This window comes from Mammaliicoccus sp. C-M13, from assembly GCF_022386845.1.
Taxonomy (GTDB): Bacteria; Bacillota; Bacilli; order Staphylococcales; family Staphylococcaceae; genus Mammaliicoccus; species Mammaliicoccus lentus.
Window position 1 is genome coordinate 1 of sequence record NZ_JAJNHQ010000016.1, and the last position, 15,657, is coordinate 15,657.

The window sequence follows — 15,657 nt, forward strand, 5'->3', positions numbered from 1 at the left end:
GGTTAAGCCAATCACTCTTTGAAGTACTTTCAGTACTCAATTATTGGAATTAACGTTGACATATTGTCATTCAGTTTTCAATGTTCATTTTAAAAATTTTATGGAGCGGGTGATCGGAATCGAACCGACATCATCAGCTTGGAAGGCTGAGGTTTTACCACTAAACTACACCCGCTTATTCGATTTAAATTGATGAATGGTGCGGCCGAGAGGAGTTGAACCTCCACGGGATTTCTCCCACTAGGCCCTCAACCTAGCGCGTCTGCCATTCCGCCACGACCGCGCATGGTTTGCAGCTCTTTCAATCAATTTCTTATTTAAGTGACTGTCATTAATTATATTACTTAATGTTTACAAAGTCAACAATTTAGTTTAACTTTTTAATGTAATTTTACTTTCTTGAAATTGCCTTAACGTTTTGGTTCGTTTTGTTTAAGCAACGTTTATTATCATACGACGGATTTCTAATTTCGTCAACAACTTTTGTACGTTTTTTTATAAAAAAAGTACTACACTTCAAATTTCTAGTGTAGTACTTTCCTTTAGTTTATTTTTGATACTATTTTTAACTTTCCACCACATCGTCCACATCTATATTTCTGTGTATTTACCTTTTTGATTCTTTTAAATTTCAATTTACATTTAGTACATGTATATACATAATTAGCTCGTTCTTCATAACTTTTAATAGGTTTACAAAATCTCGGTGCATCTACTAATTGTATTAACTGCTTAAAATCTTTATCTCTATGTTGATATCCTTTACCTTCTATATGTAGATGATAGTGGCAAAGTTCATGTTTAATAATATCAATTAGTGCTTTTTCACCGAAATGATTAAGTTGTTCTGGATTAATTTCTATATTATGTGAATTAAGTAGATATCGCCCACCGGTTGTTCTTAAACGTTTATTAAATATTGCTTGATGTTTAAAAGGCTTTTGAAAATACTCCAACGAAATTTGTGAAACAAGTTCTTGTAGTTCATTATTTTCCATTAGGATCTATCATTGTTAGTGATACTTTTTGTTTTTCTAGATTAACATCTAACACCCATACATCTACAATATCTCCAACACTAACAATATTCATTGGATGTTTTACAAAACCTTTAGATAATTTAGATATATGAACTAAACCATCTTGTTTAACTCCTACATCTACGAACGCACCGAAATCTACTACATTTCTTACAGTACCACTTAATGCCATATTTGGTTTTAAATCTTCCATGGATAAAACATCTGATTTCAGAATTGGTGTTTCAAACTGATCACGTGGGTCCCTAAGAGGTGCAATTAGTGAAGAAATGATATCTTCTAATGTAGGCACACCTATATTTAGTTTCTCACTAGTTTCATTTAATTCTATTTTATTTAATTTTTCTTTTAAGTTATCTGTTCCTATATCTTCTTTAGATAACCCTACATATTTAATTAATTCATAAGCTGCTTCATAACTTTCTGGATGTATAGCAGTTTTGTCTAAAGGTTCTGTACCTTCTAAAATTCTTAAGAAACCGATACTTTGTTCAAATGTCTTATTACCTAATCTAGGTACTTTCGCAATTTCAGAATGATGTTTTATAGCGCCTTGCTCTTCTCTAAACTTGATAATATTATGCGCTACAGTATTGCTCAAACCTGATACATAACTTAATAATGATGGTGAAGCTGTGTTTACATCAACACCAACTTGGTTTACAGCAGTTTCTACAACGAATTTTAAAGTTTCTGATAAACTCTTTTGGTTAACATCATGCTGATATTGTCCTACACCTATTGATTTAGGATCAATCTTCACTAATTCACTCAATGGATCTTGTACACGTCTACCTATTGACACTGCACTTCTTTCCTCAACTTTAAAGTCTGGGAATTCTTCACGTGCAACTTCCGAAGCTGAATATACTGATGCTCCCGCTTCGTTAACAATTATAAACTGACAAGATAAGTTATGTTTTTTTATCATTTCTGCCACAAATTGTTCCGACTCTCTACTTGCAGTACCATTACCTATAGCAACCAGTTCAATCTGATGCTTATTAACCATATCTAAAAATACTTTTTCCGATTGTTCTATTTTAGATACTGGTGGATGAGGATAAATTACATTCTTATCTACAAATGAACCGTACTCATTTATTACTGCTAATTTACAACCAGTTCTATAGGCTGGATCTAGTCCTAATATCTTTTTACCTTTCAATGGAGGTTGTAATAATAAGTTCTTCAAATTCTCAGAAAAAATTTCAATAGCATGATTTTCAGCTTTTTGAGTTAATTCAGTTCTTATTTCTCTTTCAATTGATGGTAATATTAAACGTTTTAAACCATCTTGTATTGCTTCTTTTATAACTTCAAAATGTTTATGCTTTTCACCAATATATTGTTTTATCAAATATGACTCTAACTTTTCTTGGTCTATATCGAAACTTACTTTTAGTACACCTTCAGTTTCGCCACGATTAATTGCCAACACTCTATGAGGTACGATTTTTTTAATAGGCTCTTCATATTCGTAATACATTTCAAATATATTTTTTTCGTCTTCTGCTTTTTTCTTTTTCTCAGTTACGAGTTTACCTTGAGTTTCAATTTGATTTAATATGTATTTTCGGTATTTTGGTTCATCAGAGACAATTTCGGCGATTATATCTTGTGCACCTTTAATAGCGTCTTTTTCTGATTTAACTTCTTCAGTAATATATTGAGCCGCTTCATCTTCAAGTGTATGTGTATGTGTATGTGTATCTTCACCTTTAATAATCCATGTTGCTAAAGGCTCAAGCCCTTTTCTTTTTGCTTCTGTTGCTCTCGTTTTTTTCTTTTTCTTAAATGGACGATACAAGTCTTCTATTCTTTGAAGTTTTGTTTGTTTTAAAATATCATTTTTTAAATCTTCAGTAAGCAACCCTTGTTCATCGATAAGTCGTATAACTTCTTCTTTTCGTTTCTGTAAATTAACAGCATAATTATATTCAGTTTCTATAAGTTTGATTTCAACTTCATCTAATCCACCTGTTAGTTCTTTTCTGTATCTCGCAATAAAAGGAACTGTATTCTTATCTTCTAGCAATTCTAGAACTGTTTTAATTTGTTTTTCTGAAAACGGATGGTTATTTTTTATAATGTTAATCAATTCTTGATTCATAGTTGCCTCCTAAAAATGTTTATAATTTATTTTAACATAAATCACGAAATTGAAATTATTGCTAACTTATTATTAATATAAAAAAGTCCGAGACATAAATAAATGTCCCAGACTCACTATCGTTATAGTTTATTCACTTCATGGCTGCTTCTTGCAATTTTTTAATTGCGGTTCTTTGTAATCTAGAAACATGCATCTGGCTAAGTCCAATTTTTTCTCCAGTTTCTTTCTGACTCAAGCCTGTTATAAACGTGTATTGAATGATTTCCCGTTCACGCTCTGTTAATATTGGTAGAATTTTTTCAAGTATCATTCTTTTTTCAGTTAAATCGTAACCTTCTTCTGAATCTCCCATTATATCTAACAGCGTAACAGTCGATCCATCTTTATCTGCTTCAATAGTGTGGTCGACACTCAATGCATTATAACTTTGTCCCATTTCCATAGCTTCTAATACATCTTCTTCTGTTACTTCTAACCTATTTGCAATTTCAATAATTTTAGGCGAACGACCTAATTCATTCGTTAACTCTTCATTAGCTCTTTTAATCTTTGGGCCAATTTCTTTAATTCTTCTAGGAACGTGTACACTCCATGTTTTGTCTCTAAGATATCTTTTAATTTCACCAATTACTGTCGGCACTAAAAAAGCTTCGAATTTACGTTCGAACGATGTATCAAATCTTTTAATTGCGCCTAACAACCCGACCATACCTACTTGAACGAGATCTTCATGGTGTGCTTGACCTTTAGAATATTTATAAGCTAATGATTCGATTAACTTTTGATAATGTAATACAAGTTTTTCTTGAGCATCATTATTATTATTTTCCTGATAGTCTGCAATCCATGCATTTATTTCATTTGGTGAAACTTCTTTATAAGCTTTGGACTCTTCCGTCATGTGTTTGCACCTGCTCTTTAGATAAATACTTTATCATACTTATTGTAACACCAGCGTCTTTTTGAACACTCACTTCATCCATTAATGATTCAATAAGAAACAAACCTAATCCGCCTTGTCTCATGAAATTAACATTATCACTTTCTTGATATGGACCTAACACTTTTTTTGCTTCTTCATAGTTAAAGCTTTTACCTGAATCAGAAACGATAATTTCAATTTTATCTGTATATACAAGATAACCGATAAGTATTTCTCCATCAACTTTATCACTATAAGCATGTTTCACTGCGTTTGTGACCGCTTCTGATACTGCAATTTTTGAGTCTTCTATATCTTCATATGAAGCACCAGCACGATTGAAGACACCAGATAATGTTAATCTTACTAGTCCTACGTATTCCGCTGCTGCAGGAAATCTCATCTCTATATAATCATAGTTAGATGTCATTTTATTTTACCTCCGTTCCCTTGTTGACATGCATGAGTTCTTTAAGACCCGTAATTTCAAATAATCTTTCAATTCTTTCTGATACGCCGAGTACATATAAAGATTTCCCATGCTCGTTTAATGATTTTAATGTGCCAACAAATAAACCTAAACCGGTAGAATCTAAATAACTCACATCTTGCAAGTTTACATGTATATCATGAGTTCCTTTTTGTCTAATTGGTTGTAAAACTTCTTGTAGTTCTGGCGCAGTGTATACATCTAATTCACCGCCAACCTTTATTTCGTAATAATTTTCATGTTCTGTTGTTTCAATGTTAAGATTCATTCTTCCTTACACCCCTACTTATATTAGACTTTCATCATTAATATCTACCCTATATATTTAATATTAATCTTATTATTTTACACGTTTTACAATTAATATCGTTAAGTCATCTCGTTTGTTAGGATTTTGAAGCTTCACAAGCTCTTCATATAGTATTTGTACGATATCTTGTGGATGTAACTGTTTATGTTCTTTTATCATATTAAGTAAATCTTTAGTTTTGATGAATTCATTTTGCTGATCTCTTAATTCAGTAACGCCATCTGTAAATACTATAATCATATCTTGCAATTCAATTTTAATTTCGCTTTGTTTATACCTTGTATGTTTATTTACACCAAGTACAATTCCTCTTTCGGTCATTTCCTCAAACTCTCCAGTTTGATCTCTGTATATATAACCAGGTTCATGACCAGCAGAGCTATAATAAAGCATATTATTAATTTCCTCATAAAGTCCATAAAACATCGTGACAAACATATTTTGGTTAACGTTTTTTTCGACTACTCGGTTTAAACGTTTTAAACCATCACTTGGTAATTGAGAATGGCCGTATGAGTCCATTCCAAATTTAATCATACTCATCGCAAGTGCTGCAGGGATACCTTTCCCTATAACATCTGCCACTGCAAAGCTCATTGTGCCATCATTATGGTCAATCAAATTGAAGTAATCTCCACTTACTCTTTGTGCTGGCACAGAAATTGCCCCAATTTGAATGCTATCAAACTGAGGGATTTGGGGTTTCAGCATCGTTTGTTGTAGACTTGACGCCACATCCATTTCCTTATCATGAATTTTAATCTTGTTTAACAATTTCTTATAATCTCTATATGTGAAACCATAGCCAATGATTACTTCTATTAATACGTCAAAAGAACTTACAATCTGTTGTTTTGTTAAATCATTTTGATCGCGAATGATTTCTAAATGCAATTGCACGATTTCTTCTGGCGAAACATTATCTTCAATTGCTTCATTAGAATAAGTTTGGCAATTTGATAGAATATCATCATTTGAAGTATTTACGTATTCTAACAATAATTGTTGATAATATTGCTTCTTCTGTTCTGACACAAAGTCACCTCGTTTCTAAAAGACTAAAAAAGCTTTAGGCTAATCCTAAAGCGATTGTTGCTTTAAAAGATGTATAATTCTTCTAAAACATATATTCAATATCCTATGTATTACCTAATGTATCAAATTTATATTGCAAAGTGAGATTGAGGCTAATTGCAATTGCAGAATCAACCTCTTTCATCTTTGCATCAGATAAATATGTTAATTTTTCTTTCAACCGTTTCTTATCGATTGTTCTAATTTGTTCTAGCAAAATAACTGAATCTCTATCTAGTTTATATTTCGCTGCTTCAATTTCTACATGTGTAGGTATTTTAGCTTTATTAATCTTCCCAGTAATCGCTGCTACAATAACAGTCGGACTATATCTATTACCTGTGTCATTTTGTATAATAACGACTGGTCTTGTTCCCCCTTGTTCAGAACCAGTTACTGGAGAAAGATCTGCGAGATATACATCTCCTCTTCTCATTTATTCACCTTGTTGAGAAGTTAAGTGTGACTCATTAGAATCACAAGCTTCACATTCACTATAATATGCTTCAGACGCAAGGGAGAGATTTAAATCAGCCATATAACGGTATCCTTCTTTCAGTGTTTGTTCTAAACTTTGATTGCGATTTTGTGTTAACGATGTCATAACAAATACCTCCAGATTAATTAAGCGTTAAAATTATGAAAATTAAGTTATTAATATCATAACAAATGTATTTAGTTTTGACTATATCATTTTAGTAATTCATTTGTAATTTCACTATTTTCACCTGCGTAATATATACGTGGTAATCGTTTTTTCAGATTACAAAGCACCTCATAATTTATTGTATCTAAAGCGTTTGCAATTTTTTCAGCTGACTGTTCCGAATCTATATCGTTATCCATGAGAATAACCTTATCTCCAACTTCTACATCATCAGGTACTTTAATCATTGTTTGATCCATGCAAACTCTACCTATTACAGGGCACTGAGAACCATTGACATTAACATACGTATTTTGCATTTTTCTTAAATAACCGTCTGCATAACCAATAGGCAAAGTTGCTACTTTCGTTTTTTCTGAGGTCGTGTACGTTGCTCCATAACTAACAGTATCGCCTGCTTCGAGATATTTAGTTTGAACAACTTCTGTTACAAGTTGTGCTGCTGGCTTTAATTTCAAGTTTGAAATTTCTTGTATATATTGTGATGGATAATATCCATATAGTGAAATACCAAACCTTACAGCAGTACAAATAGATGCGTCATATCTTAAAGCACCAGCAGAATTTTGAGCATGAACATACTCTGGAGTATGTGAAGATTCTACAAATTTCTCGAATAAATTATATTGTTGTTCAGAAAAGTCATTTGGTTCATCAGCAGATGCAAAATGGGTATAAACACCTTCAAAAATTAAACGTTCATTCGTTTCAATCGTATTAATGACATGTTGGTATGATTCGATACTTCTCAGTCCGATTCTACCCATTCCTGTATCTATTTTAACATGCATCCAAAGTGGCTTATCTGTTTCATCATTTAAATATTCAATTGCACTTGATAACCATTCTTCTGATGGCACCGTTACTGCTACTCTATGTTGAACTGCTTTATTAATATCTTGAGTGTTGATTACACCTAATACTAGAATCTTAGCTTTAATACCATGCATTCTCAGTTCTATTGCTTCGTCTAAAGTAGCAACAGCAAAAAAGTCTACCCCTTCATTCATAAGATATGTTGCTATTGGCACACTTCCTAATCCATATCCATTAGCTTTAACTACCGCCATAATCTTTTTATTTGGGTGTAAACGGCCTACTGCTTGATAATTTTCTAGAATCGCCGGTAGATCAACGTTGATATAAGTTGGCCTATAATATTTTTCGGACAACAGCAAAGCACCTCCTTGTATAATATTTGTATTTTATCATATCGCTGTTATTCTTGCTTACTATTATCCACTTCTACTACAACAAATGCTTCCGCGTACGATTGAGTATGTGCAATGGAAACATGCGTTATAAATCCCTCACATTTAATATTCGGTTTCCCTTTTGAATCAGGTAAACAATTAACAGAATGAAATCCATAATCTTTTCCTATACCTGTTCCCATTGCTTTAGTAAAAGCTTCCTTTACAGCAAATCTACCTGCCAAAAATTCTACTTTCCTATCTTCTAAAGAAATGTTATTAAAAATTTCTATTTCATCATCTGTGAGTATTTTTTGTGCCATTGATGGTCGTTTATTATACCAATCACGAATGCGGTCAATCTCAATTAAATCAATCCCTACTCCGTGAATCATACGTTTTCACCTTCATTTTCATATTCATCTTTATTATCATCAATTCTATTTTGTATAGAACGTTTAATTTCGTTTGCTATATCAACTTTTAAATATTTTAATCCGCTATTTCCACCTGCAGTAGATAATGAAATACTAGCTAAGTTAAATTTTCTCATGAAAAAACCTTCATACAAGTCAACATTCTGAATTCTACCCATCGGTATTGTCGATTCTTCAATCATAAAAATACCTGATTTAATATTTACTTCATCATTTGTTATGTCATAACGGAAATTGCGGTACATATAATATGGTTGAATGATTAAGCCATATATACCAATAATCAAACCTATTCCAATAGGAATTAATATAAACCATTTCGAAATATCTGTTAACCACAATTTAAGTACGACAAACATAGCGATTGTTATGATTAAAATTATTGCTAAAGTAATCAGAGTACCTATTCGTTCAACTGTTTTTCCTTTTGGATCCATTTTATGTTTAGGAAGCATCTTCACTTACCTCCTTTTCCTTATACCAATTATAAATATCGATAGCGTCTTTTTTATTAATAAATCTCAAGCCTTTAGATAACATTCCATTGCCATATGCAAGATGAATATTAAAATGTGCTATATCTTTTCTTTTAATAATAGGATTTTCGCTTAACTCATACGTTAAAATTTTATCTCTATTTGCCCAAATTGTTTCATATTCAAATGGCGATGCATTTAAAATACTAATCGAATCATCAAATACTTTAAATCCGGATTTTGTAGTTTGAACAGTCGCATATAATAACATGATTAAAATAATTGCCGCTCCTATAATCCAAGTGTATGACCATAAGTATATTTGTATAGGTAATACAATAGCGATAATAAATAAGCTTGGAATAAAAATTCTTCTTCTAATTCCTTGTAATGGTAATCCTTGTTTTACTGGTTTAAATTGAAATTGTGGAATAATTTCTTCAAGTAACTTGTATGCTTTCTGTTTCTTTAAAAATGGTAATATCGTTACATGTGTAACATCTAACTCTTCAGCATTCTCAAAATTACCATCTGTCGTTATAATTGCAGAAATTTTAGTATAACCAATCATTCTTCTAAAAAGTGTTTCTTCTTCTTTCAATGCTTGAATTCTTGTAATTGGTACTGTTCTTTTCTTAACTGTTAACAATCCGTATTTTACAGTTAAAAGTTCTCCGTCAAACGTTAGCTGATACCTAAAGTTCTTAACAAAGACAATTAATGAACCAATAATATAACTCAATATAACAAATATTACGCCTAAACTTACCATAATAACTGTTAAATTAACAAATTGGTTAATAAGCGGATCTATTAATGCTTCGACATCCATAACTTGTGCTAAAAAGCCATACAGTGACCCTAAAGCTGCGAACACTATTAAAATACCACCACTTGTAAAACTCATCTTCAATAATTCTTTTACTGATAATCTGTAGAAAACGACATCTTCTTTCTCATTTATCGTTTCTTGTTCATTTTCATTTCGTTCTTCTTTATGTTCATCATTTAAATCAGCATCATTATCACTAACTTTACTATTTGCATTTTTAATTTTATTTTTTCTTTCTTTTATGTAATTAGATAAATCATCGCTTTGTTTTTTAGTGACCGTATCTAGTTCTATACCATCACTTGCAGTTTTTACACTTAGATTAACACCACCTAATATTTGATGGACTATATTTTGAGATGTATCCATAGATTGTATACGTGCAATGTTTAGTTCTTTTCTATTTTTAGAAAAAACGCCCCATGTCATAATAAGTTGGTCATTTTCAATCCAATATCTTGTTTTGTATATTTTAATACTTTTAGTAATTGTGCCCAATACTGAAAAAATTAAGATAGCCCCTGGAAATATTAACTCGAAAATATTATCGAATCCACTTCTAATTACTAAAAAGATACCTATAATTAAAGGGAATAAATTGGATTTTATAGATTGTAATAGTCCACTGACATATGAGATTGGATGTAATTTTTGAGGATTAAACATCATCTGTCACCTCTTTTACTTTAGTAATGATTTTCTTCCTTGTTTCTTCGGCTAATTTTCGATTAACCATTGGTAGTCTGATCTTACTGCCCGCTGTTACGACTACAACGAAATATATATTAAATCTTCTAGAAATTGGTCCATGTTCAATTTCAATAAATTGAATTCTATTAATAGGCTGTACTGAACGCTTTTGATAATATAACCCTTTTTGAATTTCAATTGAGTGTTTACTTATTTCAAATGAAGTTCGCTTCAATCGTATAATTGGATTTATAAAACCTAAAACAATTATGATTACTAATAAGGCTGTAACAGGATAAATTAGAAAATGCCACCAATCAAACCTTTGCCATAACCAAATAAAAACACTGTATAACAAAATTAAAAAAACAATTGAAATACAATGATCGATATAATCATATTTTATAGATTGCTTTGGCATTTTGTTATCTAAAACTTTTTTATACATACTATCTCCTTCTCCATTACAATTTAGGTGTATTATATCATAAAAAAAGACGCATAACCTTTGAGATTATGCGTCTTTTTTAATTATTATTTTGAATGCTCAGCGAATGTTCTACCTGAGAATTGTTTTTTTGAACGTGGTTTACTAGGTTTATTATTTTTACCTTTATTACGGTCAAAATTATTGTTTTTATCATTGCTACGACGTTTGTTTTTGCCATCAAATCTAGTTCTAGATTTACCACGACTACCGCCACCACTGCGGTTGCCTTGTTTACCTTTGTAACCTGATTTTTTAGATAATGGTTTTTCAAATGTTAATTGTACGTCAGCCTCATCATTAGATTTAATTAATTCTTGTAATAAAGCTGCTACTAATTTTTGATTACCGTATTCACTGATTAATTCTTCAGCAATTTTTTCGATACGGCCTTCAATTGGGTTTTCTACCCATTTTTTAACTTTATCTTTAACATCTGATTCTTTTGCTTTCATTACTTCACCTGGTGTTGGTGGACGTAAAGCAGTCATTTGACGTTTGTTTGCTTTTTCAATTTGACGGATATAATCCATTTCAATTGGGTTAACAAATGTTACTGCAGCGCCTTTTTTACCTGCTCTACCTGTACGACCAATACGGTGAGTATAGCTTTCAGTATCTTGAGGAATATCAAAGTTATAAACATGACTTACGCCAGAAATATCTAATCCACGTGCCGCTACATCAGTAGCAACTAGAATATCAATTTGGTCATTTTTGAATTTTTTCAATACTTCTAAACGTTTAGCTTGTGTAATATCTCCGTGTAAACCTTCAGCACGATAACCTTTAGTGATTAAAGCACTTGTTAATTCATCTACACGTCTCTTTGTACGGCCAAATACAATTGCTAATTCTGGATTTTGTACGTCTAGTAAGTTTGTGAAAGTTTCGAACTTCTCAAGTTCTTTAACAATAGTATAATATTCATCAATTTGAGGATCAGAAAGTTCGTTTGACATCGTCTTAACGATTTTAGGGCTCTTCATGAATTTTTGTACTAATTCTTGAATTGCTTTAGGCATAGTAGCAGAGAATAGTAATGTTTGACGATTTTCACTTGGAAGTTTAGACATTATAAATCTCATATCATCTATAAAGCCCATGTTCATCATTTCATCTGCTTCATCTAATATTAAAGTGGTAATAGAATCTGTTTTTAACGTTTTTCTATTTAAGTGGTCAATAACACGTCCAGGAGTACCTACTACAATTTGAGGTCCTTTTTTCAATGATTTAATTTGTCTATCGATTGGCATACCACCAAATACAGTGATAACATTTACGTTTTGACCTTTACTAAAGGTACGTAATTGTTCTGCTACTTGCATTGCTAATTCACGCGTCGGTGCAAGTATTAATGCTTGTACGCCTTGTTTGTCGGCTACTTTATCTATTAATGGAATACCAAAAGCACCTGTTTTACCTGTACCAGTTTGTGCTTGACCTAACACATCTGTACCATTTAATGTATGTGGAATACTCTCCACTTGAATAGGTGTTGGTTCAGTAAATCCCATTCCGTCCAAAGCGTTTAAGGTAGCTTCGGAAATACCTAATTCTTTAAATTTTTGCAAAATAATTCTCCTTTTATATAGTTAATTCTCTCGTCTTTTTTATTCAACTTCTATATACTACCACCCTTTTTACAATAGCGCAATCTGATAAAACTGTAGTTTACATTTAATTTTCACTAATTAAAATGCAAAAAAACTGCGCTAAAAAAGGGTTTAGCCCAGTTTTAAAATATTTTTTTATTTTTAAATATAAATTTTTCAACTTCATAAAAAACAGTTTTATTAACTTTTGATATACAAATTTCATGTGGTCCTCTATCAACTTCTACCAATTTAGCATGTTTCATTCTTTTAACTAATTGACGAGATTTTTCAATTGGTACTAGTCCATCTATTGTACCATGTATAATTAAAGTTGGTGAAACTATTTGTTCTGGTATATATAAAGCTCTTTGTTGTAATTTCTTAAACGATAGAAAGGATTCAAAATTAATTCTAATTGTTCTTAGGAGAATCATTTCTAAAATTTTAACATCAGCGTATCTCATGTTATTAATAAATCTATATGGATTTTTAGCTAAATATTTAATATTAACATTCTCATAAGCTGGCGCTATCAAAACTAATTTGTCTGGAGGATGTATTTTAGCAAGTAACCCTGCAATGATTCCTCCCATAGAAAAGCCTACTATAACAATTTTATCTACTTTTTTACTTAGCAGCTCGTATGATTGTTTCGCTTTTTCGAACCACATATCTTCGTCTGTTCCTTTTAATAATAGAAGTGAACCATGTCCTGGATATTCTGGTGCTTCTAGCATGAAATCATAGCGTTCACTTAAATACTCAATCAATGGTAATAATTCGTATCTGCCACCTGTGTACCCATGTAAAAAAAGTATGCCTAATTTCATTTTAGTTCATCAATAATCGTTTCAAGTGACATTCCTCTCGAACCTTTAAATAAAGTGACAGAATCAGAATTTAAATGTTTGCTTAAATATGTTTTTATATCTTCTTTGTTTTCAAAATGACGAGCATCAGTTACAAAGCCTTGTGCCTTATTATAAATATGCGCCGCTTCTTGTCCATAAGTTAAAAGTCTTTGAATATCTTTACCTTCAAAATATAACCCCACTTGTTCATGCATATCTTTACTGATAGAACCTAATTCTAATACATCTGCTAAAACAATTGTTTTATCTTTTTGTTCTATATTATGAAGTGTATCAATTGCTGCTTTCATGCTCGTAGGACTAGCATTATAAGCATCGTTTATAAATAAACCATATTGAGATGTATCAATTTGTTGCATTCTCATGTCTGTAATCGTTAAATCTGCAAGTGCATTTTGTATAACATCATCAGTTACACCTAACTGCTTAGCGACTTGAATAGCATATGTTGCATTTTTCACGTTATGTGCACCTAATATATTTAAATGATAGACAATATGTTCATTATTCAAATTAAAGTTAATACCACTACTTGAAGTTTGGTTCGTATATATTTTAACTTTATTTTGATCATTGAGACCAACAGAAATTGATGACTTATCTAATTCTGCAACTAATGGTTGAAGTAACGGTTCATCACCATCGTAAATCAAGATGCCATTGTCATTTAAACCTTCAGCGATTTCGAATTTAGCTTTTGCTATTCCTTCTCTAGATCCTAAATCTTGCATATGTGATTCGCCAATATTTGTGATTATTGCAATATCTGGTTGTGCAATTTTCGTTAATTCTCTTATTTCTCCAAAGCCGCTCATACCCATTTCTAATATAGAAACTTCAGTGTCTTCATCTAAATCCAATATCGTAAGCGGGCAACCAATTTCATTATTATAATTACCTTGTGTTTTTTTTACTTTGAAGTTTTGACGAAGTACACTTTCTACCATATCTTTAGTTGTTGTCTTACCATTTGAACCAGTTATAGCAACAACTTTTGGATTCACATATTTTAAATATGCTTTAGCTAAATCTTGAAGAGCTTTTAAAGTATCTTCTACTTGAATAATCGGACCTTCAGGTGGATTTGGTATGTCTTTTTGCCAAAAGGCAGCACCTGCTCCATCAGCTAAAGCTTGTTTAACAAAACGATGTCCATCAACGTTCTCTCCTTTAAATGGAATGAACAATTGTCCTTTTGTTAAGCTTCTAGAGTCAATACAAGTACCGTCAACATATGTGTCTAAAAATTCATCTTGAACTTCGCAATCTATCCAATCTTTTATTTTACTTAATTTAAATTTCATACGTATAACCCTCAGTCAATTTTGTATTTAATTTCTTTTTTACTATTATATCTCTCAATAGCAAGTTCAATTAACTTTGTAATTAATTCAGTATAGCTAAGATTCATGTTTTCCCATAATAATGGATACATACTATACTGTGTGAAGCCTGGCATTGCATTTGTTTCATTTATATATATAGTGTTATCTTCTGTTAAGAAGAAGTCTGCTCTTGCTAAACCAGAACAATCAGTTGCTTTGAAAGCTTCTATTGCCATATTACGTAGAGTAGTTGCAGTTTCATCATCTATATCAGCAGGAATTTGAAGTTTTGCCTTCCCATCCTGATATTTAGATTTATAATCGTAGAATTGAACTTCTTTTACAACTTCACCAGGTAAAGTTGTTTCAGGATAATCATTTCCCAATACTGCAACTTCTATTTCTCTCGCGTCAACACCTTGCTCAATAACAAGTTTACGATCGAATTGAAAAGCTTCTTTAATGCCTTCAAGTAATTCTTCTTTATTTGTACACTTACTTATACCAACACTTGAACCTAAGTTAGCTGGTTTAACGAACACTGGGTATTCTAATTTGTTTTGTATAAGTTCTATAATATTATGTTCATACTTTTCATATTCACTTTTTAAAAAGCTGACATATGGTAACTGAGGTAATCCTCTATGTGCAAATAAATGTTTCATCACTAATTTATCCATACTACTAGACGCAGCTAGTACCCCGTTTCCAACATAAGGTATATCTAAGACTTCGAATAAACCTTGTATTGTACCGTCTTCACCATTAGGTCCATGTAATAATGGGAATACCGCATTATACGGTTCACCGTGATTACTTTGTTCTAATAGTCTTGAGATAGGTGTTAATTCGTCAGATTGAAGACGTAGCTTTTCAATATCTTCAATTTTATAATCGATGGACTCTGCTCCTTTTATCCAATCACCATCATTTGTTATGTAAATAATATCTACGTTATATTTATTTAAATCTACTGCATTTATCACATTTTGTGCTGTGAGAATAGATACATCATGTTCTGCGCTTTTCCCACCATAAATGATACATATATTTTCTTTAGACATTAAGACGCCCCCATGTAAATTAGTAGACTACATTTTATCATGTTTTTAATGATTGTTGCAC

General features: G+C 31.5%; 17 protein-coding genes and 2 tRNA genes. All 19 read right to left on the reverse strand.

The features are described from left to right. Positions 1 to 101: 101 nt before the first annotated feature. Positions 102 to 175, reverse strand: a tRNA-Gly gene (locus LQ615_RS11495). Between the two features lie 22 nt (positions 176 to 197). Further along, positions 198 to 283 (reverse strand) — tRNA-Leu (locus LQ615_RS11500). Positions 284 to 542: 259 nt separating this feature from the next. Then, the gene (locus LQ615_RS11505) at positions 543 to 998 is read right to left on the reverse strand and encodes a SprT family protein (protein WP_135031094.1); all 456 of its coding nucleotides are present in this window, start codon (positions 996 to 998) and stop codon (positions 543 to 545) included. Then, positions 988 to 3,153, reverse strand: coding sequence for a Tex family protein (locus LQ615_RS11510; RefSeq protein ID WP_239704095.1), 2,166 nt, complete (start codon positions 3,151 to 3,153; stop codon positions 988 to 990). The genes LQ615_RS11505 and LQ615_RS11510 overlap by 11 nt, the downstream gene beginning before the upstream one ends. 133 nt (positions 3,154 to 3,286) lie before the next feature. After that, positions 3,287 to 4,057 (reverse strand): RNA polymerase sigma factor SigB, encoded by a 771-nt coding sequence (sigB, locus tag LQ615_RS11515; RefSeq protein WP_016999688.1) that lies wholly within the window; start codon positions 4,055 to 4,057, stop codon positions 3,287 to 3,289. Then, positions 4,032 to 4,508, reverse strand: a complete 477-nt coding sequence (gene rsbW, locus LQ615_RS11520) for an anti-sigma B factor RsbW (protein ID WP_016999689.1) — start codon at positions 4,506 to 4,508, stop codon at positions 4,032 to 4,034. The genes sigB and rsbW overlap by 26 nt, the downstream gene beginning before the upstream one ends. A 1-nt stretch (position 4,509) precedes the next feature. Next, a complete protein-coding gene (locus LQ615_RS11525; protein ID WP_016999690.1) occupies positions 4,510 to 4,836 on the reverse strand; it encodes an anti-sigma factor antagonist in 327 nt (108 codons plus the stop codon). A 72-nt stretch (positions 4,837 to 4,908) separates the two neighbouring features. Then, on the reverse strand, positions 4,909 to 5,913 hold the full coding sequence (locus LQ615_RS11530) for a SpoIIE family protein phosphatase (protein ID WP_016999691.1): 1,005 nt from the start codon (positions 5,911 to 5,913) through the stop codon (positions 4,909 to 4,911). A 103-nt stretch (positions 5,914 to 6,016) separates the two neighbouring features. Next, on the reverse strand, positions 6,017 to 6,388 hold the full coding sequence (locus tag LQ615_RS11535; RefSeq protein ID WP_016999692.1) for a type II toxin-antitoxin system PemK/MazF family toxin: 372 nt from the start codon (positions 6,386 to 6,388) through the stop codon (positions 6,017 to 6,019). Beyond that, positions 6,389 to 6,556, reverse strand: a complete 168-nt coding sequence (mazE, locus tag LQ615_RS11540) for a type II toxin-antitoxin system antitoxin MazE (RefSeq protein WP_016999693.1) — start codon at positions 6,554 to 6,556, stop codon at positions 6,389 to 6,391. Between the two features lie 86 nt (positions 6,557 to 6,642). Next, positions 6,643 to 7,791, reverse strand: coding sequence for an alanine racemase (alr, locus tag LQ615_RS11545; protein ID WP_135031096.1), 1,149 nt, complete (start codon positions 7,789 to 7,791; stop codon positions 6,643 to 6,645). 47 nt (positions 7,792 to 7,838) lie between these two features. After that, a complete protein-coding gene (gene acpS, locus LQ615_RS11550) occupies positions 7,839 to 8,207 on the reverse strand; it encodes a holo-ACP synthase (RefSeq protein ID WP_064204140.1) in 369 nt (122 codons plus the stop codon). After that, the gene (locus LQ615_RS11555; RefSeq protein WP_016999696.1) at positions 8,204 to 8,704 is read right to left on the reverse strand and encodes a PH domain-containing protein; all 501 of its coding nucleotides are present in this window, start codon (positions 8,702 to 8,704) and stop codon (positions 8,204 to 8,206) included. The genes acpS and LQ615_RS11555 overlap by 4 nt, the downstream gene beginning before the upstream one ends. Then, the gene (locus tag LQ615_RS11560) at positions 8,694 to 10,226 is read right to left on the reverse strand and encodes a PH domain-containing protein (protein WP_103268922.1); all 1,533 of its coding nucleotides are present in this window, start codon (positions 10,224 to 10,226) and stop codon (positions 8,694 to 8,696) included. The genes LQ615_RS11555 and LQ615_RS11560 overlap by 11 nt, the downstream gene beginning before the upstream one ends. Further along, on the reverse strand, positions 10,216 to 10,695 hold the full coding sequence (locus LQ615_RS11565) for a PH domain-containing protein (RefSeq protein ID WP_239704096.1): 480 nt from the start codon (positions 10,693 to 10,695) through the stop codon (positions 10,216 to 10,218). The genes LQ615_RS11560 and LQ615_RS11565 overlap by 11 nt, the downstream gene beginning before the upstream one ends. Before the next feature lie 86 nt (positions 10,696 to 10,781). Then, positions 10,782 to 12,311 (reverse strand): degradosome RNA helicase CshA, encoded by a 1,530-nt coding sequence (cshA, locus tag LQ615_RS11570; RefSeq protein WP_064210827.1) that lies wholly within the window; start codon positions 12,309 to 12,311, stop codon positions 10,782 to 10,784. Between the two features lie 164 nt (positions 12,312 to 12,475). Next, the gene (locus LQ615_RS11575; protein WP_016999700.1) at positions 12,476 to 13,165 is read right to left on the reverse strand and encodes an alpha/beta hydrolase; all 690 of its coding nucleotides are present in this window, start codon (positions 13,163 to 13,165) and stop codon (positions 12,476 to 12,478) included. Continuing rightward, entirely contained in the window at positions 13,162 to 14,511 is a 1,350-nt protein-coding gene (locus LQ615_RS11580; protein ID WP_135031099.1) for a UDP-N-acetylmuramoyl-tripeptide--D-alanyl-D-alanine ligase, read from the reverse strand. The genes LQ615_RS11575 and LQ615_RS11580 overlap by 4 nt, the downstream gene beginning before the upstream one ends. Positions 14,512 to 14,522: 11 nt before the next feature. Then, positions 14,523 to 15,596, reverse strand: a complete 1,074-nt coding sequence (locus LQ615_RS11585; protein WP_135021142.1) for a D-alanine--D-alanine ligase — start codon at positions 15,594 to 15,596, stop codon at positions 14,523 to 14,525. Positions 15,597 to 15,657 lie beyond the last annotated feature (61 nt).